The 21,331-nt window shown below is 53.7% G+C and carries 19 protein-coding genes; 10 read left to right on the top strand and 9 right to left on the bottom strand.

Going from position 1 to position 21,331, the window contains the following annotated elements; genetic code table 11:
* Positions 1 to 5 precede the first annotated feature (5 nt).
* Both I6L54_RS21795 and I6L54_RS21790 read left to right on the top strand, forming a co-directional pair.
* Positions 6 to 1,433 carry a LutB/LldF family L-lactate oxidation iron-sulfur protein gene (locus I6L54_RS21795; protein WP_005134136.1) on the top strand — a complete coding sequence of 476 codons (1,428 nt, stop codon included), beginning with the start codon at positions 6 to 8 and terminating at the stop codon, positions 1,431 to 1,433.
* Positions 1,426 to 2,118, top strand: a complete 693-nt coding sequence (locus I6L54_RS21790; RefSeq protein WP_005134135.1) for a LutC/YkgG family protein — start codon at positions 1,426 to 1,428, stop codon at positions 2,116 to 2,118. Before I6L54_RS21795 ends, I6L54_RS21790 begins: the two co-directional genes overlap by 8 nt.
* A 49-nt stretch (positions 2,119 to 2,167) precedes the next feature.
* Here the strand turns inward: I6L54_RS21790 and gntP are convergent, their stop codons facing one another.
* Positions 2,168 to 3,511, bottom strand: a complete 1,344-nt coding sequence (gntP, locus tag I6L54_RS21785) for a gluconate permease GntP (protein WP_003033260.1) — start codon at positions 3,509 to 3,511, stop codon at positions 2,168 to 2,170.
* Between the two features lie 259 nt (positions 3,512 to 3,770).
* Between gntP and uxuA the strand changes: the two genes are divergently transcribed.
* From uxuA to uxuR, 3 genes are all read left to right on the top strand, one after another.
* Positions 3,771 to 4,955 (top strand): mannonate dehydratase, encoded by a 1,185-nt coding sequence (gene uxuA, locus I6L54_RS21780; RefSeq protein ID WP_005134132.1) that lies wholly within the window; start codon positions 3,771 to 3,773, stop codon positions 4,953 to 4,955.
* Positions 4,956 to 5,034: 79 nt separating this feature from the next.
* The gene (locus I6L54_RS21775) at positions 5,035 to 6,510 is read left to right on the top strand and encodes a fructuronate reductase (RefSeq protein WP_005134131.1); all 1,476 of its coding nucleotides are present in this window, start codon (positions 5,035 to 5,037) and stop codon (positions 6,508 to 6,510) included.
* A gap of 221 nt (positions 6,511 to 6,731) precedes the next feature.
* Positions 6,732 to 7,505 (top strand): Uxu operon transcriptional regulator, encoded by a 774-nt coding sequence (gene uxuR, locus I6L54_RS21770; RefSeq protein WP_003033268.1) that lies wholly within the window; start codon positions 6,732 to 6,734, stop codon positions 7,503 to 7,505.
* A 645-nt stretch (positions 7,506 to 8,150) separates the two neighbouring features.
* Here uxuR and I6L54_RS21765 read toward each other — a convergent pair.
* The 6 genes from I6L54_RS21765 to I6L54_RS21740 form a co-directional block, all read right to left on the bottom strand.
* The gene (locus I6L54_RS21765; RefSeq protein ID WP_040230245.1) at positions 8,151 to 8,402 is read right to left on the bottom strand and encodes a putative Se/S carrier protein; all 252 of its coding nucleotides are present in this window, start codon (positions 8,400 to 8,402) and stop codon (positions 8,151 to 8,153) included.
* Positions 8,399 to 9,166, bottom strand: a complete 768-nt coding sequence (yjiL, locus tag I6L54_RS21760; RefSeq protein WP_040230242.1) for a putative 2-hydroxyacyl-CoA dehydratase activator YjiL — start codon at positions 9,164 to 9,166, stop codon at positions 8,399 to 8,401. The genes I6L54_RS21765 and yjiL overlap by 4 nt, the downstream gene beginning before the upstream one ends.
* Positions 9,167 to 9,175: 9 nt before the next feature.
* Complete coding sequence (locus I6L54_RS21755; protein WP_005134125.1) at positions 9,176 to 10,327, bottom strand: double-cubane-cluster-containing anaerobic reductase; 1,152 nt, start codon at positions 10,325 to 10,327, stop codon at positions 9,176 to 9,178.
* Between the two features lie 95 nt (positions 10,328 to 10,422).
* Positions 10,423 to 10,887, bottom strand: a complete 465-nt coding sequence (locus I6L54_RS21750) for a GNAT family N-acetyltransferase (protein ID WP_005134124.1) — start codon at positions 10,885 to 10,887, stop codon at positions 10,423 to 10,425.
* Between the two features lie 13 nt (positions 10,888 to 10,900).
* Complete coding sequence (locus tag I6L54_RS21745) at positions 10,901 to 12,181, bottom strand: DUF445 domain-containing protein (RefSeq protein ID WP_040230240.1); 1,281 nt, start codon at positions 12,179 to 12,181, stop codon at positions 10,901 to 10,903.
* 75 nt (positions 12,182 to 12,256) lie between these two features.
* A complete protein-coding gene (locus tag I6L54_RS21740; RefSeq protein WP_005134122.1) occupies positions 12,257 to 13,183 on the bottom strand; it encodes a LysR family transcriptional regulator in 927 nt (308 codons plus the stop codon).
* A gap of 219 nt (positions 13,184 to 13,402) precedes the next feature.
* On the opposite strand from I6L54_RS21740, the gene I6L54_RS21735 reads away from it, so the two are divergent.
* From I6L54_RS21735 to I6L54_RS21725, 3 genes are all read left to right on the top strand, one after another.
* A complete protein-coding gene (locus I6L54_RS21735; RefSeq protein WP_005134121.1) occupies positions 13,403 to 14,635 on the top strand; it encodes a dicarboxylate/amino acid:cation symporter in 1,233 nt (410 codons plus the stop codon).
* A 30-nt stretch (positions 14,636 to 14,665) separates the two neighbouring features.
* Positions 14,666 to 15,856 carry a cystathionine beta-lyase gene (gene metC / locus I6L54_RS21730; RefSeq protein WP_040230238.1) on the top strand — a complete coding sequence of 397 codons (1,191 nt, stop codon included), beginning with the start codon at positions 14,666 to 14,668 and terminating at the stop codon, positions 15,854 to 15,856.
* Positions 15,857 to 16,089: 233 nt separating this feature from the next.
* Positions 16,090 to 16,650 carry a YagU family protein gene (locus tag I6L54_RS21725; protein ID WP_005134119.1) on the top strand — a complete coding sequence of 187 codons (561 nt, stop codon included), beginning with the start codon at positions 16,090 to 16,092 and terminating at the stop codon, positions 16,648 to 16,650.
* Positions 16,651 to 16,721: 71 nt separating this feature from the next.
* On the opposite strand, the gene mdtM is transcribed toward I6L54_RS21725, so the two are convergent.
* Positions 16,722 to 17,963 (bottom strand): multidrug efflux MFS transporter MdtM, encoded by a 1,242-nt coding sequence (gene mdtM, locus I6L54_RS21720; protein WP_005134118.1) that lies wholly within the window; start codon positions 17,961 to 17,963, stop codon positions 16,722 to 16,724.
* A gap of 499 nt (positions 17,964 to 18,462) precedes the next feature.
* On the opposite strand from mdtM, the gene I6L54_RS21715 reads away from it, so the two are divergent.
* Positions 18,463 to 19,425 (top strand): Rpn family recombination-promoting nuclease/putative transposase, encoded by a 963-nt coding sequence (locus tag I6L54_RS21715; protein WP_005134113.1) that lies wholly within the window; start codon positions 18,463 to 18,465, stop codon positions 19,423 to 19,425.
* 14 nt (positions 19,426 to 19,439) lie between these two features.
* Here I6L54_RS21715 and I6L54_RS21710 read toward each other — a convergent pair whose 3' ends face one another.
* Positions 19,440 to 20,852, bottom strand: a complete 1,413-nt coding sequence (locus I6L54_RS21710) for an aminotransferase-like domain-containing protein (protein WP_040230236.1) — start codon at positions 20,850 to 20,852, stop codon at positions 19,440 to 19,442.
* Between the two features lie 177 nt (positions 20,853 to 21,029).
* Here I6L54_RS21710 and I6L54_RS21705 point away from each other — a divergent pair, with 177 nt between their 5' ends.
* Positions 21,030 to 21,194: a DUF1127 domain-containing protein gene (locus I6L54_RS21705; protein WP_072041408.1), complete on the top strand. Its 165-nt coding sequence runs from the start codon at positions 21,030 to 21,032 to the stop codon at positions 21,192 to 21,194.
* The last annotated feature ends 137 nt before the right edge of the window (positions 21,195 to 21,331 follow it).

Below are 21,331 nucleotides of genomic sequence, written 5' to 3'. Positions count from 1 at the left end.
AAGAGATGTCGATAAAAACCAGCGATGTAGAGTTTAAACTGCGCATTCGTCAGCAGATCGAAGATCCGATCATGCGCAAAGCCGTGGCCAACGCGCAGGAGCGTATAGGTGCGAATCGGCAGAAAATGGTTGATGAGCTAGGCCACTGGGAAGACTGGCGCGATCGTGCCAGTCAGATCCGCGATCACGTTCTGAGCAACCTCGATGCTTACCTGTATCAACTCTCCGAGAAAGTGACGCAAAACGGCGGCCACGTTTATTTCGCAAAGACCAAAGAAGACGCTACCCGCTACATTTTGCAGGTCGCGCAGCGTAAAAATGCGAAGAAGGTGGTGAAGTCCAAGTCGATGGTGACCGAAGAGATCGGCGTCAACCATGTGCTGCAGGATGCCGGAATTCAGGTGATCGAAACCGATCTCGGCGAATATATCCTGCAGCTGGATCAGGATCCGCCTTCGCACGTTGTGGTCCCGGCGATTCATAAAGATCGCTATCAGATCCGCCGCGTGCTGCACGAGCGTCTGGGTTACGACGGCCCGGAAACCCCGGAGGCGATGACCTTATTCATCCGCCAGAAGATCCGCGAGGATTTCCTCAGTGCCGAAATCGGTATTACCGGCTGTAACTTCGCGGTGGCGGAAACCGGCTCTGTATGCCTGGTGACCAACGAAGGCAATGCGCGGATGTGCACCACGCTGCCGAAAACGCACATTGCGGTGATGGGCATGGAACGTATCGCGCCGACCTTTGCCGATGTGGATGTGCTGATCACCATGCTGGCGCGCAGCGCCGTGGGCGCGCGTCTGACGGGCTACAACACCTGGCTGACCGGCCCACGCGAGGCGGATAACGTCGACGGACCGGAAGAGTTCCACCTGGTGATTGTCGATAATGGCCGCTCGCAAGTGCTGGGTTCGGCGTTTCGCGATGTGCTGCGCTGCATCCGCTGCGGGGCCTGTATGAACACCTGCCCGGCGTACCGTCACATTGGCGGACACGGCTATGGTTCTATCTACCCCGGCCCTATCGGCGCGGTGATCTCTCCGCTGCTCGGCGGCTATAAAGATTTTAAAGATCTGCCATACGCCTGTTCATTATGCACGGCCTGCGACAGCGTTTGTCCGGTTAAGATCCCGCTGTCAAAACTGATCCTGCGGCATCGCCGGGTGATGGCCGAGGAGGGCATTACCCCGAAAGCCGAGCGGCGAGCGATAAAAATGTTCGCGTATGCCAATAGTCATCCGGGGCTGTGGAAAGTCGGGATGATGGCGGGCGCACATGCGGCGAGCTGGTTTATCAACGGCGGCAAAACCCCGCTCAAGGTTGGCGCGATTGGCGACTGGATGGAGGCGCGCGATCTTCCTGATGCCGACGGCGAGAGCTTCCGCAGCTGGTTTAAGAAACATCAGGCGCAGGAGAAAAAGAATGGATAACCGTACCGCGTTTTTAAACACCATCGCCCAGGCGCTGGGGCGCCCGCTGCGTTTTGAGCCGCAAGCGGATGCCGCGCCGGTGAACAACTATGCCAACGAGCGCCTGACCGAGCTTAGCCCGCAGCAGCGCTGCGATGCGTTTATCCAGTTTGCCAGCGAGGTGATGCTGGCCCGCTGCGAACTGACCCGCGAGGAACAGGCCGCAGAAGCCGCGCAACGCCTGTGCGAAGAGTTGGGGCAGCCGGTGGTCATCAGCGGCGACGGTCGGCTGGTGGAACTGGGCATCACCGAACGTCTGCAGCAGGAATGTAACGCCGTGGTCTGGGACCCGGCGCGAGGCAGCGAAAATATTACCCAGGCCGAGCAGGCGAAAGTGGGCGTGGTGTATGCCGAGTATGGCCTGACCGAGTCCGGCGGTGTGGTGCTGTTTTCCGCGCCGGAACGCGGGCGTTCAATCAGCCTGCTGCCGGAGTCCTCGATTTTCGTGCTGCGCAAAAGCACTATCCTGCCGCGCGTGGCGCAACTGGCAGAAAAACTGCATCAGAAGGCGCAGGCCGGTGAGCGTATGCCATCGTGCATTAACATCATCAGTGGACCCAGCTCGACGGCGGATATTGAGCTTATTAAGGTGGTTGGGGTGCATGGCCCGGTGAAGGCGGTGTATCTGATTATTGAGGATTGTTGAGGCAGGATGGAAAACCGCTCTGGCGCTGCGGGCCAGAGCGGTATCGACGTTATGCAATCATGCTGATGATCAATACGATAATCAGGCCAACCACGGAGTTCACCAGCTCCAGCAGACCCCAGGTTTTCAGCGTATCCTTCACCGACAGATCAAAGTAGCCTTTGAACAGCCAGAACGAGGCATCGTTGATATGGGTCAGGGTGTTGGAGCCCGCCGCCGTTGCCAGTACCAGTAACGCCGGATCGACGCCCACCAGTTGACCGGTTGCCGGGTCGAGGATGGCGGCGCTGATAATCCCTGCCGCCGTCATGGCGGAGACCACGCCCTGTCCGGTTGCCAGACGAATAAGCACGGTTATCAACCACGCCATGATGTACGGAGAGATATTACCGTGCGACATCAGCATGCCGATGGTATCGCCAATGCCGGTATCAATAATGGTCTGCTTCAGCACGCCACCTGCGCCGATGATCAGGATCACCATGGCGATGCTTTTCACCGCATTTTCAAAGGCGTTCATCACCCACTGCATGTCGTGACCACGCGCGGTACCAAACAGCACGAAGGCGACAACCATGGCGATAAACATCGCAATCGGCGATGAGCCTAAGAAGTTGACCACTTCCCACGCCTGCGTCCCTTTCACCAGCCAGATGTTGGCGATGGTGGTGGAGATCATGATGATTGCCGGGATCAGCGGCACCAGAATAGACACGCCGAAGGAGGGCAGATTGTTCTGGTCAACCGGTACGTCGGCCTTCATGAATGACGGTGTAGGGCGATCGAGGTTGCCGAGGAACTTCGGCAGGATAAGCCCGGCGCAGATCACGCTCGGAATGGTCACCAGAATACCGTAGATGTAGACCATGCCCATGTCTGCGCCGTAAGCGTTAACCAGCGCAACAGGACCCGGCTGTGGTGGGAACAGCGAGTGAGCGGTGGTGGCGGCGGCAACGGCAGGGATCGCCAGCTTGAGGAACGGGATCTTCGCCTCCGCGGCAATGACGATCACCAGCGGCGCCAGCATAATAAATGCCACTTCATAGAACATCGCCAGGCCGAAGATCAGACCAATAATGATCACTGACAGTTGCACATAACGCAGGCCGAGTCGCGCCAGCAGCGTATGGGCAATCTGGTGCGCCGCCCCGGAATCAACCATCAGCTTACCGATGACCGCCCCGAATACCACGATAATCGCCAGCTCACCCAGCGTGCTGCCAAAACCGGATTTCATGGTGTGCAGCAGCTCCATTAAATCCATACCCGCCAGCATGCCGACCGAGAGCGCCGCCAGCAGCAGGGCGACCATCGAGTTTATTTTGAATCTTAGATTGAGCACCAGCATCAGACCGATGCCGAATACGACCCACAGAATATTGAGAACGTGCATATAACGTCTACCTTTATTGGTTGAACCATTATGATTTTGGTTGAGATGTTACATGTATTGGTTAACCATTGATGCGATGAATGTCACATTGCGTTACATGTTTACAGTCTTACCGGGCTGCATGGCCGTAAAATGGCGATCTCATCAGCATAAATCGTGATGTGGTTAACCAATTTTAAGCCTTAGGTTGACATGTCATACCAAAAGGAGGAATTTATGTGCCATATCGTCGAGTCCATAACGTAACGAGGAATAAAACATGGAACAGACATGGCGCTGGTATGGTCCTAACGATCCGGTCACCTTAGCGGATGTACGTCAGGCGGGTGCCACAGGCGTTGTCACCGCCTTGCACCATATCCCGAACGGGGAAGTGTGGACAGTTGATGAGATCCAAAAGCGCAAAGCCATTGTCGAGCAGGCGGGCCTGGTCTGGTCGGTCGTCGAAAGCGTACCGATCCACGAAGACATTAAAACCCGTTCCGGCAACTATCTGCGGTGGATCGCCAACTACCAGCAAAGCCTGCGTAACCTGGCTCAGTGCGGTATTCGTACCGTGTGCTACAACTTCATGCCGGTTCTCGACTGGACCCGTACCGACCTGGAATACGTCCTGCCGGACGGCTCCAAAGCGCTGCGTTTTGACCAGATCGAGTTTGCCGCCTTTGAGCTGCATATCCTCCAGCGTCCGGGCGCGGAAGCGGATTACACCGCCGAAGAGATTGCTCAGGCGAATGAACGCTTCGCCACCATGAGCGATGAAGACAAAGCACGTCTGACCCGCAACATCATCGCCGGTCTGCCGGGCGCGGAAGAGGGCTACACCCTCGACCAGTTCCGCCAGCATCTGGCGCGCTATAAAGATATCGATAAAGCCGCGCTGCGTGAGAATTTCGCCGTCTTCCTGAAGGCGATTATTCCGGTGGCGGAAGAAGCTGGCGTACGTATGGCGGTACACCCGGACGATCCGCCGCGCCCGATCCTTGGCCTGCCGCGCATTGTTTCCACCGTGGAAGATATGCAGTGGATGGTCGATACGGTCAACAGCATGGCGAACGGTTTCACCATGTGTACCGGCTCCTACGGCGTTCGGGCGGATAACGATCTGGTCGACATGATCAAACAATTTGGCCCCCGCATTTACTTCACCCATCTGCGCTCCACGCTGCGTGAAGATAACCCGAAAACCTTCCATGAGGCGGCGCATCTGAATGGCGATGTCGACATGTACGAAGTGGTGAAAGCGATCGTTGAAGAAGAGCAACGCCGTAAGGCCGAGGGTAAAGAGGATCTGATCCCGATGCGTCCGGACCATGGCCACCAGATGCTGGACGATCTGAAAAAGAAAACCAACCCAGGCTACTCCGCGATTGGTCGCCTGAAAGGGCTGGCGGAAGTGCGCGGCGTTGAGATGGCTATCCAGCGCGCTTTCTTCAGCCGCTAAAGCGAGTTGCCGGCCACCTGTCTGGCCGGCGTTTTTCTTTTCTCATCCGTTGGCCTTTCAACGGGTTCTGGAGTTCACGATGACAACGACAATTGCCAATAGCGACCTGCCGGTTGCGCGCCCTGCATGGGACAGCTCGCGCCTGCAATCCCGCATTGTTCACCTGGGATGCGGCGCTTTTCACCGCGCGCATCAGGCGCTGTACACCCATCATTTGCTGGAAACCACCGACAGCGACTGGGGGATCTGTGAAGTTAACCTGATGCCGGGTAACGACTGCGTACTGATTGAAAATCTGCGCAAGCAGCAACTGCTGTATACCGTGGCGGAAAAAGGCGCGGACAACACCGTGCTGAAAGTGATCGGCTCAATGAAAGAAGCGCTGCACCCGGATCTTGACGGCTGTGACGGTATTTTACAGGCGATGGCGCGCCCGCAGACGGCAATTGTTTCGCTGACGGTCACCGAAAAAGGCTACTGCACCGATGCGGCCAGCGGTCAGTTAGATCTCAATAACCCGCTGATTAAACACGATCTGGCGAACCCGACCGCGCCGAAATCGGCGATTGGTTACATCGTACAAGCGCTGTACCTGCGCCGTGAGCAGGGGCTGGCGGCCTTTACCGTGATGTCCTGCGATAACGTGCGTGAAAATGGGCATGTGGCGAAAGTCGCGGTACTGGGGCTGGCGCAGGCGCGCGACCCGCAACTGGCGCAGTGGATTGAAGCTAATGCGACTTTCCCGTGCACTATGGTCGACCGCATTGTTCCGGCGGCAACGCCGGAAACGTTGCAGGAGATTGCCGACCAGTTGGGCGTTTACGATCCATGCGCTATCGCCTGTGAACCGTTCCGTCAGTGGGTAATTGAAGACAATTTTGTCAACGGTCGTCCTGACTGGGACAAGGTTGGCGCCCAGTTCGTGGCCGACGTGGTGCCGTTTGAAATGATGAAACTGCGCATGCTCAACGGCAGCCACTCTTTCCTCGCGTATCTGGGCTATCTCGGCGGCTATGAAACTATCGCCGATACCATGACCAATCCGGCGTACCGCAAAGCGGCGTTTGCGCTGATGATGCAGGAGCAGGCGCCGACGCTCTCGATGCCAGAAGGCACCGATCTCAACGCCTACGCGACGCTGCTGATCGAGCGATTCAGCAACCCGTCTCTGCGCCATCGTACATGGCAGATTGCGATGGACGGCAGCCAGAAACTGCCGCAGCGCCTGCTGGACCCGGTACGTCTGCATCTGCAAAACGCCAGCGGCTGGCGTCACCTGGCGCTGGGCGTGGCGGGCTGGATGCGCTACACCCACGGTGTGGATGAGCAGGGGCAGGCCATTGATGTTGTCGACCCAATGCTGGCTGAATTCCAGTGCATTAACCAACAGTACCAGGGAGCCGAGCGTGTGACGGCGCTGCTGGGGCTGTCTGGCATTTTTGGTCATGATCTGGCGGAAAACACCGACTTTGTGGAGACCATTATTGCGGCGTATCAACAGCTATGTGAACACGGCGCACGTGAGTGCGTTGCGGCATTAAGCGCTGACGCATAACCTCCGAACTATGACGGGTCAATCAAAATAGTGGTTTGGTTGACCCGTTTTCTGTTTTTGCCCTCCCGCTAATGCTATAGTTCAGGCGAAAAAACGTTATTTGTAGGCCTGATAAGCCGCGTCAGCGTCGCCATCAGGCAATGGCGCAGATGCCGGATGGCAGTGCTCGCGCCTTATCCGGCCTACGGATCTGAATTGACGCATCTGACGGACGTAACACGATGAAATCGAACACTTCTCAGCAAAGACCCTACCAGGAAGTGGGTGCCATGATCCGCGATCTGATTGTTCAGACGCCGTACCAGCCCGGTGAACGCTTGCCGCCAGAGCGTGAAATTGCCGAGATGCTCAATGTCACTCGCACGGTGGTTCGCGAAGCGTTAATCATGCTGGAAATTAAAGGCCTGGTGGACGTGCGCCGCGGCGCCGGGATCTACGTGCTCGACAATGCGGATGCGCAGACTATCGACAGTACGGATGCAAATCATTGCAATGATGCAGGTCCGTTTGAGCTGCTGCAGGCGCGACAACTGCTGGAAAGCAATATTGCCGAATTTGCCGCGCTGCAGGCTACCCGCGAAGATATCGTCAAAATGCGCCAGGCGTTGCAACTGGAAGAGCGGGAGCTGGCTTCCAGCGAGCCGAACGGTTCTGAAAGCGGCGACATGCAGTTCCATCTCGCCATCGCCGAAGCCACGCATAACAGCATGCTGGTGGAGCTGTTTCGCCAGTCATGGCAGTGGCGTGAGAACAACCCGATGTGGATCCAGCTCCATAGCCACCTCGACGATACCCATTACCGCAAAGAGTGGATGGGCGACCATAAACAGATCCTCGCGGCATTAATCAAAAAAGATGCTCGCGCGGCCAAGTTGGCCATGTGGCAGCATCTGGAAAACGTCAAACAGCGCTTGCTGGAGTTTTCAAATGTTGATGATATTGATTTTGATGGTTATCTGTTTGATTCCTGGCCGCTGGATAAAGTTAACGCCTGATTTTCCTTCCTTTTATACGCGGGCTATTGCGGCCCGCACCGCACTTTTCCGCATCCTTATTCATTGTCCAACCCGGCCGCTAGTCACGTTTTCAACGACACGTAAAAAATTGTTTCCATCGCCTCGGATGCCATGTTGATAACAAAAACAGAAGCAATAGTACTGGCCAGTAAAATAATAATGATCTGTATTTGGGCTACCTCCGGGAACTTTTCGGAAGCCCACTGCCACAAGAAAACGGTTGTTAGCATAAATAAAATAAACAATCCTGCTGCACCAGGTAGACCAAAGTTTTTATAATCGCCCACCGTACTAATTAAACCAACCAGAATAATCAACCCAGGTATGAATTTTTAACCTCGACATGTACTCTTCCCGGAAGTGTTGTTGCAATGTAATTAATATGTCCATTTTTACGCATGTGCTATCAGCAAAAATATATACGTAAAAGTGAATTTCAAAATTTTTAGAGAAGTGTTCGACCGTTATTTACAGGTTATTAAATGCTGACATTTAATTGCAGAACAAGCTGATGAAGATATACTTATGGCGTTAGCGAAGTGATGGTCTTTACAGACTATAAGCTGTTGTTTAAACCCTGGATAATTCGAGTATATATCAGCGTTTCGCGCTAATCAGGCGTGTTCAGGAGGCGGGGAACGCGGCTATACAGCGCCAGTCTCCGTTTTCCTGGCGGTAGATAGATTCGGTATGACCTGGGATCACCCATTCTTCTTCCATGCCAGTAGCACAGTCGATGTAGATACAGAGTCCGCAGCCACCGCGTAGCTCGCGGGGAATATCCGCCACCCGAAAGCAGACCCCTGCGGCCTGCAGCGTCTTGCGCATTTTGATGACACCGACGGTGGAATGAAACAAGAACAGCGTTTCCTTCACTGACGTTTCCCCTGACGCTGGCCTATCAACGCCGCTCCGATTGCACCGGCAAACTGTGCGTCGGGATGCGTGTGTACGGGAATGCCTACATGGTCTTCAAGCATACGGGCAAAGGCGTGGCAGTGGCTGACTCCGCCGGTAAATAGCAGCGGCGCCTGGGCTGAAAGCCGCCCGATGAAGTTCGCGCTGCGTCTGGCCATCGCGTTGATCACGCCAGCCAGAATCGCCTCTGGCGCGATGCCCGCAGAGCGCAGGCTAATGACTTCTGACTCGGCAAATACTGTACACATGCTGGTGATAGCATGTGGTTCGACGCCAGCAGTAATCGTATCCAACTGCTCTACGCTGGCTCCGAGGGTGCGTGAGATGACGTCCAGAAACCGCCCGGTTCCGGCAGCGCACTTGTCATTCATTAAGAAATCGCTGAGATTGCCATCGTCATCCAACTGGATGACTTTACTGTCCTGGCCACCGATATCAATGACTGTGCGGGTGCCGGGAGCCAGCAATCGCGCACCAAGTCCGTGGCAGGAAATTTCAGTGACCTGTTTGTCGGCATAATCGACGAGCTGCCGCCCGTATCCGGTGAGAGTTAAAAATGGTCTGTTCTCCAGCCCGTCCTGCAACGTTTCCCATGCCTGCGCGATTGCGTCTGCGGGGCGAAAAGGCGTTGGGCAAAGGAAGCGGCGTCTGATGACGTTACCTTCCAGCAAAACGCCTTTTGTCGCCGTGGATCCAGAATCAATCCCTATTGAGTATGTCATCCGCGTTCCTCACAACATTTCAATGAATGCGGCGACGCGGGTACTGAGCTGGCCGATATCTGCGCTGGAATAGTCGGTTTCAATCGCGATATAAGGAATGTTGTGCTGTTGGCGTACGTGACGCTTAATAGCGAGCGATTCAACGGCGTAGGTGTGGCAAGCCTGCAAAATGACATCGACGACGCCGTCAGCCTGGTACTCTTCAACCATTTGACTGAGCATTTTCAGTCGTTGATCGTTAGGAGAAATACAGGAGCAGCCGATGGCGAGGTATTTATCAGTCAGCGCGTCGTAGACATCGCCGGTTTCCGCCACGCATTGTTCGGTGGCCTTTGCGCCGGTGCAGTTTTCATAACCCACGACCCAACCACCGTTTTCTTCAATGGCACGAACGACTTTCTCTGCCGCGCCGCCAATGGGGCAGCCGGTTATCAGGATGCGCGGACGTGACGCCAGACGTTTTCCTGCCTGCCATTCCAGATGTACGCGCTCGGCCATGCTATTAAGCTCGTCGATCAACGCTTCTTTATCAAAGCGGAAGGTGGCGCCGTAGACGACTTTCAGAATGTCACTGCCGCTAAGTGCGGGTGGGTTAAGTTGACCAACGCGGTAGAAATTCGCCAGCGCCCGACGTTCCTGGTTTTTGAGAATAACGGCTTCACGCAGCGCAGCTTCGGTAATGGCTGTGCCAAAACGGGCTTCGATGGCCTGCTGTAGACGCCGGATCTCGGCTTTCCATAGTGCACGGGAAGCTGCATCGCTGGCGCTGTTGGGCAGTTGCATTACATGTACCGCTTTAAATTCGGCCATGTACTCGTACATTTTCTTTTTACCATCGCAGGTGGTTTCGCCCACCACCAGGTCTGAGAAATAGAAGTAGGGGCATTTGTCGGTTTTGCCAAACCCGTAGCTGCTTTTTATTAGCGGACACAGGTTCCGCGGCAGATCTTTTTCGGCCTCTTCAATGGTTTCATCAGAGGTTGAGCATAGGGAAACGACGACCGCGCCCGCCGCCATCGCAATCTCCTGCGGCATAAAGGTGCAATAGGTCCCAACGAGCGGAATACCTTGCTCTTTAAGATCCATTACGGTGAGAAAACCTTTCTGACGGGCGTCGGAGAATTGATTGAAAATAGCGGGTAAATCGGTGATTAGCGACATGATTTTCCTACTCCGTAACACGGGAGACAGTAAAAAGACGCCGCATTATAACCCTGTAATATGTCAGGTTATATTGATGTGCAACAATTGCGCGTTTACAGGTTACGGCTGTAGACCCGCGAGGCTTCTCCCCACGGATGATAGCCCTGCCCGTTGAAGTAAAACCCTGCTTTCTCGTATAAACCTTCCAGGTCAGTACACAGATGGAGCTGCGTAAAACCCAGCTGTCTGGCCTGCTGTGCAATATGTTCGATCAGGCGAAACGCCAAACCGTGACCACGATAACGAGGATCGATATAGAGCGCGCATAGCCACGGCCACAATTCGCCGCGACTAATAAAATCATTGGTGATCAATCCGGCGCAGCCAACAATGCTGTCGCCATCCTGCAACCAATACCACTGCGGTAGCGGGTTCTTTGCGCCAATGCAACGATGCAGCGCATCCTCGTAAACCTTCATTGAATCTTCTGAGGCCCATTGTTGTTGAAAGTAAGCGGTGACTTCGTGCCGCTTTTCCGGCGTCTCGCGCAGGGAAAAAATGCGGATGTTCATCGTCATTGAATTTTTCTCCTTAAAAATTCGCCAGCGTCAGCAGGGACGGAATTTGCGACAACAGATATAACACCAGCCCGATTGAACCGCCAACCAACGTGCCGTTGACGCGAATAAACTGCAAATCTTTACCGATGTTTAACTCAATTTGCTGCGACATATCGCGTGCATCCCAACTTTTCACCGTGTCGCTAATATGGCGCGTCAGGAAGCTGGCGAACTCTGGCGCTACCTTATGCGCGGCCTGCTCCAGATGCCCATTCAGTGAGGCACGCAGGGCGCTGTCGGCTACCAGCGTTTCGCCGAACCACTGCCCGGCGCTGGCGATGCGCTGCTTCACGCGGGAATCGTCGGCGTTAATGTCAGTTTTTACCCACTGGCGTAGATCCGACCACAGTTCGCCGAGATAACAGTTAAAGGCTTCGTCTCCCTTCAGATAGCTTTTGAGGCTCTCTGCCCGCATGGCCATTTCCGGATCATGTTTGAGCCTCTCGATAAGCTTAAACGTGGCGCGATCGAACGCGTGGCGGATCTGATGCGCCCGATCGCGGCTGATGTCATCCAGTAAGGCGTTAACGGCATCTGACACCAGCTCGGCGCTGTGTTCGCCCAGCCATTCGGTCGGCAGGATCTTCGCTTTCAGCGGATGTTCGGTCTCCAGCCAGTGCACTACTTGTCTGGCGATAAACGCTCGTGAGCTGTCGCGCTGGAGCAGGGCGATCAGTTGGGCGATCAGCGTATCGAGCAGCACCTGATGGCGATTGTTTTTGGTCATGCTTTCCAGCATCAGCGCGCTGGTTCCGGAGAGATCGACCTTGTCTATAGCCTTGTGCACCGCCCGCTTGATCAGCCGCTGAATGCGCGAGTCGTCGGTCAGTTCGAGAAAACCGCTCATGATCTGCAACAGATGCTGGCCGATGCGCTGGGCGTTTTCCGGCTGGCTGAACCAGTTGCCGATCAACAACGCCGGTTCATGGCGGCGGATCAGGGCTATCAGCGACTGGGTATCGAGGAATTTCTCTTGTACAAACTGACCAAGATTTTCGCCGATCCGATCCTTATTGCGCGGGATAATAGCCGTGTGTTGCGAGATAAACGGGATCGGCACCCGGCGAAAAAGCGCCACCACGGCAAACCAGTCCGCCAGCGCGCCGACCATCGCCGCTTCGGCGATTGCTTTGAGCCCGAGTACCCAGAAGTTAGGTGGCAGAAACAGCGTGATGACGAACGTCGCGGCAGCGATCAGCAGCAGAGAGAGCGCCAGTCGCTTGGCACGTTTGAGTTCAGCAATTTTATTCATAGGCTTAAGGATAGAGCCAGACGGGGGGATCGCGCAAAAAATGTGGTGCGCCTCCCATTTTCAGGTGGGCTGGGTTTACTCCGGGATCCAGTTATCCCACGCCGGTAAGGGACCAAGTTCTGCGACCAGAAAATCGATAAACGATCGCACCTTCGGATTGCTGTACTTGCTGGGAAAGTACAGCGCATACAGGGCATGAGTTTCACAGGTGATGGTGCCGTCGAGCATCAGCGGCGTGATCTCCTCTTTTTGAATATGATCGCCAATCAAATAAGTGGGCAAATATGCCACCCCCTGATCTTCTAACACCGACTTCAACAGCACCAGACTGCTGTTGGCCTGGATCGGCATATGCAGTTTCAACTGATGCAGTCGATCCTGTTCATCTGCCACCTTCAGTACCGGCGTGAGGCCCGGGTAAACCAGGCAATCATGATCTACCAGATCGCTGCGACGCTGGGGCATGCCTTTTTTGGCGAGGTAGCCGGGTGAGGCACAGTACGCCCAGCGAACGGGCACCAGCTTGCGCATCGCATAGTTTTGCGGCGGCGCGGTGGAAATCCGCAGGGCAATGTCGAAATCCGTTTCGTTCAGATTAACGAAGTTATCGTTGAGATCGATATACAGATTCACATCCGGGAACTGGGAGCGATATTTATCCACCAGGTTCACCAGCCGGGAATAACCAAACGCAATGGAGCAGGTTATACGTAATTCACCCTGCGGGTTATGGTAATAACCGGAGGTAGTGTTCAGCGTTTCATCGAATTCTTTCAACAGCTTGTTGGCGCGATTAAAGAGATATTGCCCGGCATCGGTCAGGGTAATACTGCGGGTGGTGCGTTTAATTAATGTTGTGCCTAACGTATCTTCCATCGCCGCCAGGCTTTTACTGACCGCAGACGGCGAGACGTTGAGCTGCGCCGCGGCTTCTGACAATCCCCCGCAGTCGACAATTTTAGTAAAAAACTCCAGATGCTTGAGTGAAATCGGCGTACTCATAATTTCCTTAAATTCACAAGTGATTTGCAAAAACGGTACGAATAAGCCGTTACATTCGACTTTTAAACATGCAACTATTGAATCACAGGAAACAACTTGCTGGCAAAATGAAAAAATAACAACTTAGGTGAGTTACGTCACAAAATAAAAGGAGGCGAAACGGAAACTCATCACATTGTGAATTTAATCTCATTAATTATTATTCTAAAGGTACCGATTATGTGGTCACGACTCGAACCCTACAGATCGTCGATTATTTTATTAGTTGCTCTGGTGATTGGCGGCTTATTAGGTATTTATGCCCCATCGTTTGCAGGTAAACTTCAGCCAATAGGTCAGATTTTTCTAAACCTGTTATTCATGATTATTGTGCCGCTGGTGGGGATCAGCGTCATGTCTTCCATCGCCAGTATGACCGACCTGAAAAGGCTAGGGCGCATCATGGCGATTATCTTCATTGTTTCGATCGCAATGGCCTTTATTCCGGCGGCTGGGATTGTGGCACTAGCGTTATGGTATAACCCGGCACAGGGCGTCACTATCGATCTCTCGCAGTCGGTGCAGGCGGGCAGCGGAAAGATGGATTTTGTCAGCATGATCACCACCAGCGACTTTATTGGGTTGTTCTCTAAGTCCAATATTCTGGCGCTGATCGTAATGGCGATTATCGCCGGTGTGGCGATTGGGCAATCGGATCAGGCGGGTAAACGCATTGCGTCGCTGCTGGAAGATGCCAATACCGTGATCATGAAGATCGTTTCGATCATTATGAAGGTGGCGCCGGTTGGTCTGGGCTGCTATTTCGCGGCCACCATGGCCAGCCAGGACTCTGCACTACTGTTAACCTTTGCCCGCGCCATCGGCCTGTTTATGGTCGCCACGCTGGTCTACTTCGTTTTTGGCTCGATTCTCTATTCGTATATTGGCGGTGGCATTCCGGCGGTCAGAGCCTTCTGGCGTAATGCGATTGAACCTTCAGCCACCGCGCTGGGGACCTGCTCTTCACTGGGGACGCTCCCGGTGACGCTGCGTGCCGGTAAGGCGATGGGGATTAACCCGGAAATCGTTGATGTGTCCATTCCGCTGTTGGTTAACCTGAACAAAGGCGGCGTGGCGATGATTGCCGCGCTGAAAATTGTCTTTATCTATTCCGTGCTCGGCATGGAGTTCACCACCGAAACCTTCTTCCTGACGATGCTGATTGCGGTGCTCTCCGCCATTATCGTTGGCGGCGTGCCGGGTGGGGCGTTCCTCGGTGAAATCTTTATCGTCACCACGCTGGGCCTGCCAATGGAAGCGATTCCGATGCTGGTGGTGCTGGGCACCATTACCGATGCGCCAGCCACGCTGATTAACGTAATCCATGATTTGAATGCGGCGCAGATTGTTGAACGGTTCGCTGGAAAAAAGCAGACCAACACTGAAATAAACTCTACTGCTGCGGTGGTATAGGTTTCACACGGATTAAGAACAGGAGATGTTATGAAAGACGCAATGAAGCTTGAAACGCACCTGATTGTTGCGGGTCGCGACAAACGTTATACCCAGGGAGCGGTGAATCCGGTGATCCAACGCGCCTCTTCGCTGGTGTTTGATACCGTGAAAGATAAGAAATTTGCCACCGCCAATCGTGCGAACGGCGAACTGTTTTACGGTCGTCGAGGGACTTACACTCACTTTGCTTTCCAGAAGGCCATGAGCGAACTGGAAGGCGGTGTTGGCTGCGCGCTGTACCCGTGCGGCGCGGCGGCGGTCACTAATGCGATTCTGGCGTTCGTCCAAAGCGGCGATCATATTCTGATGACGGGTGCGGCCTACGAGCCAACCCAGGATTTTTGCAATAAGATCCTGAGTAAATTTAATGTGGAAACAACGTATTACGATCCGCTGATTGGCGCGGGTATCGTCGATCTTCTGCGTCCGGAAACGAAGGTTGTATTCCTTGAGTCACCAAGTTCTATTACCATGGAAGTGCAGGACGTGCCGGGAATGGTGAAGGCTATCCGCGCGGTGAACCCGGAGATTGTCATTATGATCGATAACACCTGGGCGGCGGGCGTGCTGTTCAAAGCGCTGGATTATGGCGTGGATATTTCCGTTCAGGCGGGAACGAAGTACACCATCGGTCATTCGGACGGCATGCTGGGCACGGCGGTGTCTAACGCCCGTTGTTGGGATCGTCTGCGTGAGAACTCTTATCTGATGGGGCAAACGCTGGATGCCGATACGGCCTACAACGGTAGCCGCGGGCTGCGTACGCTGGCGGTACGTCTGAAGCAGCATCAGGAGAGCAGTATCCATATTGCTCGCTGGCTGTCGGCCAGACCGGAGGTGGCGCGGGTAAATCACCCGGCATTAGCGGAATGCCCGGGGCACGAGTATTTTCAGCGTGACTTTTCCGGAAGCTCGGGTCTGTTCTCGTTTGTGCTGAAAAAGAGACTCACCGACGAGCAGATGGCGAATTTCCTCGATAATTTCTCGCTGTTCCATATGGCCTATTCGTGGGGCGGATTTGAGTCGCTCATTCTGGCGAATCAGCCGGAGGAACTGAACAGCATTCGCCCGGCCGGGAATGTCGATTTCAGCGGCACGCTGGTCAGGGTGCATATTGGCCTTGAGGATATTGGCGACCTGATTGCCGATCTCGATGCGGGATTTGCACGCATCGCATAACGTAATGTGATTAATGCCGGATGACGTTGATGAACGTTTATCCGGCAAGTTTTAACGCAGATCCTCATCAATATCAGTTTTCACCTCATACAAATAGTCAAAACGCATCACGAAAAATCAAATTAAATCATTTTTTGTCAAAAATAATCTTTGTCACAATTTTTATCCTCTCTCACGGGTAGCATAAACGCGGATTTTCAGTGTTACTTTCATATGTAAGGGATGATGAATTTATGAAGTTGAATGAGCTGTTCACAAGAACCCCACCGGATCGTCGTCACTATGGTGTCGCCGTCTTAATTGGCATCGTTTCAGGCGTACTTTCTGCATTTGTTAAGTGGGGAGCCGAAGTTCCCCTTCCGCCCAGAACGTTTTCTTTGGGGCGAAATGAGTTTAATCCGCCGTATCTTTTTCTCAGAGACTATTTAGGTATCGACCCCACGCAAACGGTCTATACCTTTTCTGAACATGTGATTAATCCTGTTATGGTCACACACATCATATTTTCATTAGTGTTTGCAGTGGGATATTGCGTCATCGCTGAAATTTTTCCGAAAGTTAAACTTTGGCAGGGGATCATGGCTGGTTTGATTGTGACGGTGGCGGTTCATGGTGTATTCATTCCTGCATTGCATCTCTCTCCGCCATTAACTCAGCTCCCCTTCGATGAATACGTTTCTGAAATTGTGGGACATATTTTTTGGTTTTGGGTGATTGAAATGATTCGTCGCGACCTGCGTAATCGGATAACACATGAACCTGATGCTGAAATCCCGTTACATTCCGCCAGGTGACTAAAAGCAGATGTGCTGTTTTGGATTGCCCCCGAACGTTAAACACGCATTTGGGGGCTGTTCATAAAGATTTAGCTCTCAGTGGCTAACGTCGTTGCCTCATGCTGGCGCACCCGTTTGAGCAAGGCTGCCAGCGTGAACACGACAGCGATCCCCGCCGCAACCGCCAGCAGATGAAAAGAAATCCGGCCGCCGTTAAACCACAGCCAGCGCCCTACTTCGACAGAAACGGCCATCACCGTCAGGATCACCATGTTCAGTGATGCGGAGACCGTACCTTTCGGCAAATTGTTGGAAAACAGCGTAAAACGAAACAACGTTGGGAAGATCATTCCAATGCCAAACGCATACAGGCTGGTTCCCAGCACCGACCACAGCCAGATGTGCGGCCACAGCAAATTACCAGCGATCAGCACCGCTAACCCACTCAGTTGAACAGGTGCAGCCCGCCAGATAAAGCGCGGTCGGGTCGGATCTTTCACAAAACGTACGACGACCATGTTGGCGACGATCACGGCGCCAAACACCGGCGCCTGCGCCCAGGCAAACTGCGATGTAGTCATGCCGCCCGCATCAATCAGGATCACCGGTGAGACCGCCACCCAGCTCATCATCGGGATATAGCTTAGCGATAGCGTGGCTGCGCCAAACAGGAATACCCGGTTGCGGAAAACGTCGCGGAAATCGCGCAGTACGCTGCACGCGCTGAACGGCACTGCGCCGCGCTGGACGGTTTCCGGCATGGCTAACGCTAATCCAATCAGGGCGATAAGCCCCATGGCGGCAATGATGGCAAACAGGATCTTCCAGTGGACAAAGTGCATCAGCGCAGCCCCGGATAGCGGGCCGATAACCGGCGCAACCAGCACAATGGAGGTGATTATCGCCATCAGCTTAATGGCCTTCGTTTGCCCAAACGCCTCCTGTACCGTGACATAACCCACAGTGGCGATAAAGCAGATGCTGGTGCCCTGCACGAAACGCGCAACCAGAAATTGCGTCATCGAAGTGGTGAACAGCGTGGCCGCGCAGGCGAGCGTAAAGATTAACGCCCCCGCGATCAGCACCGGTCGGCGGCCAATCCGGTCGGAAAGCGGGCCTAACAGCCACTGCAGCGCCATGCCGCCTGCCAGATACAGACTGACTGCAGCGGGGGCCAGGCTGACATCGGCGTTGAAATCGCGCACGACATTAATGATGCCGGGCTGGATCAGATCCGTCGACAGATAGGCGGCGAAGTCGTACAGAATCAGCGCGATGGGGAAAAATAGCGTCGTGGCGCGTTGGGAGAAAAACGCGAAAATCCGTTGCATAAAACAGCTCCTTGTCGGGAGAAAACCCTCAACGGGAATAGCGAAATTCAATACCGTCTTTGAGACGTCAGGCCGATGGCAGAAAACAGCAGACTGCAAATGTACTGAATTTCATGTAATCAAAAACGCTGCCCGCGCGAGGCGCAAACAGGAGAAACGTTTTCAGACTCGGGTCAGAAAACGTAACGATTACAGGTAACAATCAGCACATCGCACCTCGGGAAGAATTGGTTGAATGGATAATAGCCACCCAAAGTGTAATGCGGATTGGATATTAATTAAACGAGTTTAGCGGGTTAGTGTGTAGAAATTAAAGGAAGTTAACGCGGGAATGTACATTGAAGCCGCGTTTCTGCGTGATGTTTTCCAGACAAATGCAGACGTTGCAACGGGACGTTTTTATCTCTGATAACGCTTCGCAAAGAGAGGATATCGCAGGTGAGAGTGTGATTTTCTGACGCTAAAGTCATGGCATCTTATTTCCAGGTGACGGGCCGCCATGAATACAGCAGCGACTTCCACACCGCATGATGCGGTCTTTAAAACATTTTTACGTCATCCTGAGACTGCCCGGGATTTTCTACAAATACATCTTCCCGCTTCGCTGCGCGAACTTTGCAATTTTCAAACCCTGAAACTTGAGCCTGACAGTTTTATTGAAGAGGATTTACATGCGTATTACTCCGATGTGCTGTGGTCGGTGAAAACGACTGAAGGGGATGGATATATTTATGTGGTGATTGAACACCAAAGTACACCGGATGCGCACATGGCATTCAGATTGATGCGCTATGCGATAGCGGCTATGCAGAAACATTTAGATGCCGGGCATCAGCAATTGCCACTGGTGGTGCCGATGCTTTTTTATCATGGTGCTAAAAGCCCGTATCCCTGGTCATTGTGCTGGCTGGACGAGTTTGCTAACCCGAAGCTGGCTCGTCAGTTGTATGCTGCCGCGTTTCCGCTGGTAGATATTACCGTTATTCCGGATGACGAAATTGTGCAGCATCGACGCATGGCGCTGCTGGAGTTAATCCAAAAACATATCCGTCAGCGCGACCTTATGGGACTGGTAGAGCAAATTGTTTCCCTGTTGGTTACTGGACTGACTAATGACAGCCAGCTAAAGACGCTGTTTAATTATATTTTGCGAACCGGCGATGCGCCCCGCTTCAATGCGTTTATCAGGGAGATTGCCGAACGTTCACCGCAGCATAAGGAGCATTTGATGACGATCGCAGACAGATTACATGAGGCAGGTTTTCAAAAAGGATGGCTCAAAGGTCAGCAGAAAGGCAAACAGGAAGGCAAACAGGAAGGGCTGATAGAGGGGCAACGAACTGAGGCGCTCCGTATTGCCTGCACCATGCTGGCAGACGGTATTGATATCAGCACGGTACAAAAAATTACCCGACTTTCCGCTGAGGATATCCAGGGGTTAAGCCACCAGGCAGAGGTTTAGCCGGGTGTAGCGATTTACTCCATCGCCACCTTCACTGCTTCACCGAGTTTTTGCATCACTTCCTGATGCTTCTCGTTTGGCGGTAACGCACAGTTAATACGCACGCAGTTGCGATACTTTCCGGATGCGGAGAACAGCGAGCCAGGCGCGACCTGGATTTTCAGGCGACAGAGCTGTTTAGCCACGCAGACCATATCGACCTGCTGCGGCAATTCCACCCACAGCATAAAGCCGCCTTTTGGTCGGGTGACGCAGATCCCGCAGGGGAAGTACTCCCGTACCCAGCAGGTGTAGATCTCCATATTGCGCTGATAAATCTGGCGCATGCGTCGGATATGACGATGGTAATGCCCCTCGCGCACGAAGGTGGCGGCCGCCAGTTGCGTGGCAGGAACGTTGGTGCCAATGACGGCGTATTTCATATGCAGCAGTTTGTCATAATAGCGACCGGGAATGACCCAACCGACGCGCAAACCTGGTGCTACGGATTTGGTAAACGAACTGCACAGCATAACCCGACCGTCACTGTCCCAGGAGTGAATGGTGCGTGGGCGCGGGTACTCCGTTGCCAGTTCGCCATACACATCATCTTCAAAAATCACGATATCGTGGCGTTGGGCGAGGGCGAGTACCGCCCGCTTCCGCGCATCCGGCATAATAAATCCGAGCGGGTTGTTGCAGTTGGGAACCAGCAGCACGCCTTTGATCGGCCATTGATCCAGTGCCAGTTCCAGTGCTTCAATGCTGATCCCGGTATCCGGATCGGTCGGGATCTCAATGACTTTGATCCCTAAGCCGCGCAGCAGCTGCATTGTGCCGTAGTAGGCGGGGGATTCAACGGCAACAATGTCTCCAGGCTGGCAGACCGTCAGCAGCGCCAGCGACATTCCGCTCTGGCTGCCGCTGGTGATGACAATATCATCCGCATTGACGACAGAGCCGCTGTCCAGCATCAGGCGCGCAATCTGGTGACGCAGCTCACGGCACCCGGAGATTTCATCGTAGCCCAAAATTGCCTTGAGATTATGCTGCGCCACGCGGCTTAACTCGCGCCACAGTGGCTTCAGGCTGGGTTGATTAATATCGGGCACGCCGCTGCTGAAAGGTGTGATGGATTTGTCCGCGTTGCCTTTCAGCATATCCAGCACCTGATCCCACTGGGTTATCTCCACTGGACGCTGTACCGGGCGCGACATCAGCGGCACGGGCGGCTTTGCTTTTTGCGGCGCGACAAAATAACCGGAACGTGGCTGGGGGGTGATCAGCTGTCGCTGTTCCAGCGTCTGATAGGCCTGCTGTACGGTGCTGATGCTGACCCCGTGCTCCTGACTCAGGCTGCGTACCGAAGGCAGTTTTTCGCCATGGCGATACAGCCCTTGCTCAATGCGTTCGGCCAGCAGATTGGCCAGATGTTGGTAACGCGTCATGCTGTATCCCTCATGGGTACCATACAGATTAAAAAACCAGTACAGATTGGCGTGAAAAAAGCGATGCAGAGCTCTTTTTAACCAATCTGTATGTTAAAGAAAAGTACTTTGTGAGTCTGTATTGTACCTGGCCAAATCCGTGAAGATAAAGTCTCTGGCAAGACGGGGAGGCAAGGTATGGAATTTCACGAGAACCACGCAAAACAGCCGTTTGTTGGGTTTGTGCAGATCTGGCAGGTGATAAAACGGTGGCAACTTCGGGCGCAAACGCGACGTGTATTGCAACAGATGAGCGATGAACGGCTGCGGGACGTCGGGTTGCGACGTGATCAGGTGGAGTGATTTTTTTTTCACCAACAAAGGCCGGGGACTACTGCCCCGGCCTCTTTTATATTCGCGGTATTTATCAATTTATGCTTCTGGTTAGTCCGTTTCTTGATACTTACCCTGATAAGTATTATTTTCTTCTCAGCGATGAG

This window comes from Citrobacter pasteurii (assembly GCF_019047765.1).
GTDB lineage: Bacteria > Pseudomonadota > Gammaproteobacteria > Enterobacterales > Enterobacteriaceae > Citrobacter > Citrobacter pasteurii.
The sequence above is the reverse complement of the archived record's forward strand: the minus strand, read 5'-3'. Positions and strand labels throughout refer to the sequence as shown.

Coding starts and splice junctions, on each gene's coding strand:
- I6L54_RS21795 (WP_005134136.1), top strand. CDS start 6: ATGTCGATAAAAACCAGCGATGTAGAGTTTAAACTGCGCATTCGTCAG.
- I6L54_RS21790 (WP_005134135.1), top strand. CDS start 1,426: ATGGATAACCGTACCGCGTTTTTAAACACCATCGCCCAGGCGCTGGGG.
- gntP (WP_003033260.1), bottom strand. CDS start 3,511: ATGCACGTTCTCAATATTCTGTGGGTCGTATTCGGCATCGGTCTGATG.
- uxuA (WP_005134132.1), top strand. CDS start 3,771: ATGGAACAGACATGGCGCTGGTATGGTCCTAACGATCCGGTCACCTTA.
- I6L54_RS21775 (WP_005134131.1), top strand. CDS start 5,035: ATGACAACGACAATTGCCAATAGCGACCTGCCGGTTGCGCGCCCTGCA.
- uxuR (WP_003033268.1), top strand. CDS start 6,732: ATGAAATCGAACACTTCTCAGCAAAGACCCTACCAGGAAGTGGGTGCC.
- yjiL (WP_040230242.1), bottom strand. CDS start 9,166: ATGACATACTCAATAGGGATTGATTCTGGATCCACGGCGACAAAAGGC.
- I6L54_RS21755 (WP_005134125.1), bottom strand. CDS start 10,327: ATGTCGCTAATCACCGATTTACCCGCTATTTTCAATCAATTCTCCGAC.
- I6L54_RS21750 (WP_005134124.1), bottom strand. CDS start 10,887: ATGACGATGAACATCCGCATTTTTTCCCTGCGCGAGACGCCGGAAAAG.
- I6L54_RS21745 (WP_040230240.1), bottom strand. CDS start 12,181: ATGAATAAAATTGCTGAACTCAAACGTGCCAAGCGACTGGCGCTCTCT.
- I6L54_RS21740 (WP_005134122.1), bottom strand. CDS start 13,183: ATGAGTACGCCGATTTCACTCAAGCATCTGGAGTTTTTTACTAAAATT.
- I6L54_RS21735 (WP_005134121.1), top strand. CDS start 13,403: ATGTGGTCACGACTCGAACCCTACAGATCGTCGATTATTTTATTAGTT.
- metC (WP_040230238.1), top strand. CDS start 14,666: ATGAAAGACGCAATGAAGCTTGAAACGCACCTGATTGTTGCGGGTCGC.
- I6L54_RS21725 (WP_005134119.1), top strand. CDS start 16,090: ATGAAGTTGAATGAGCTGTTCACAAGAACCCCACCGGATCGTCGTCAC.
- mdtM (WP_005134118.1), bottom strand. CDS start 17,963: ATGCAACGGATTTTCGCGTTTTTCTCCCAACGCGCCACGACGCTATTT.
- I6L54_RS21715 (WP_005134113.1), top strand. CDS start 18,463: ATGAATACAGCAGCGACTTCCACACCGCATGATGCGGTCTTTAAAACA.
- I6L54_RS21710 (WP_040230236.1), bottom strand. CDS start 20,852: ATGACGCGTTACCAACATCTGGCCAATCTGCTGGCCGAACGCATTGAG.
- I6L54_RS21705 (WP_072041408.1), top strand. CDS start 21,030: ATGGAATTTCACGAGAACCACGCAAAACAGCCGTTTGTTGGGTTTGTG.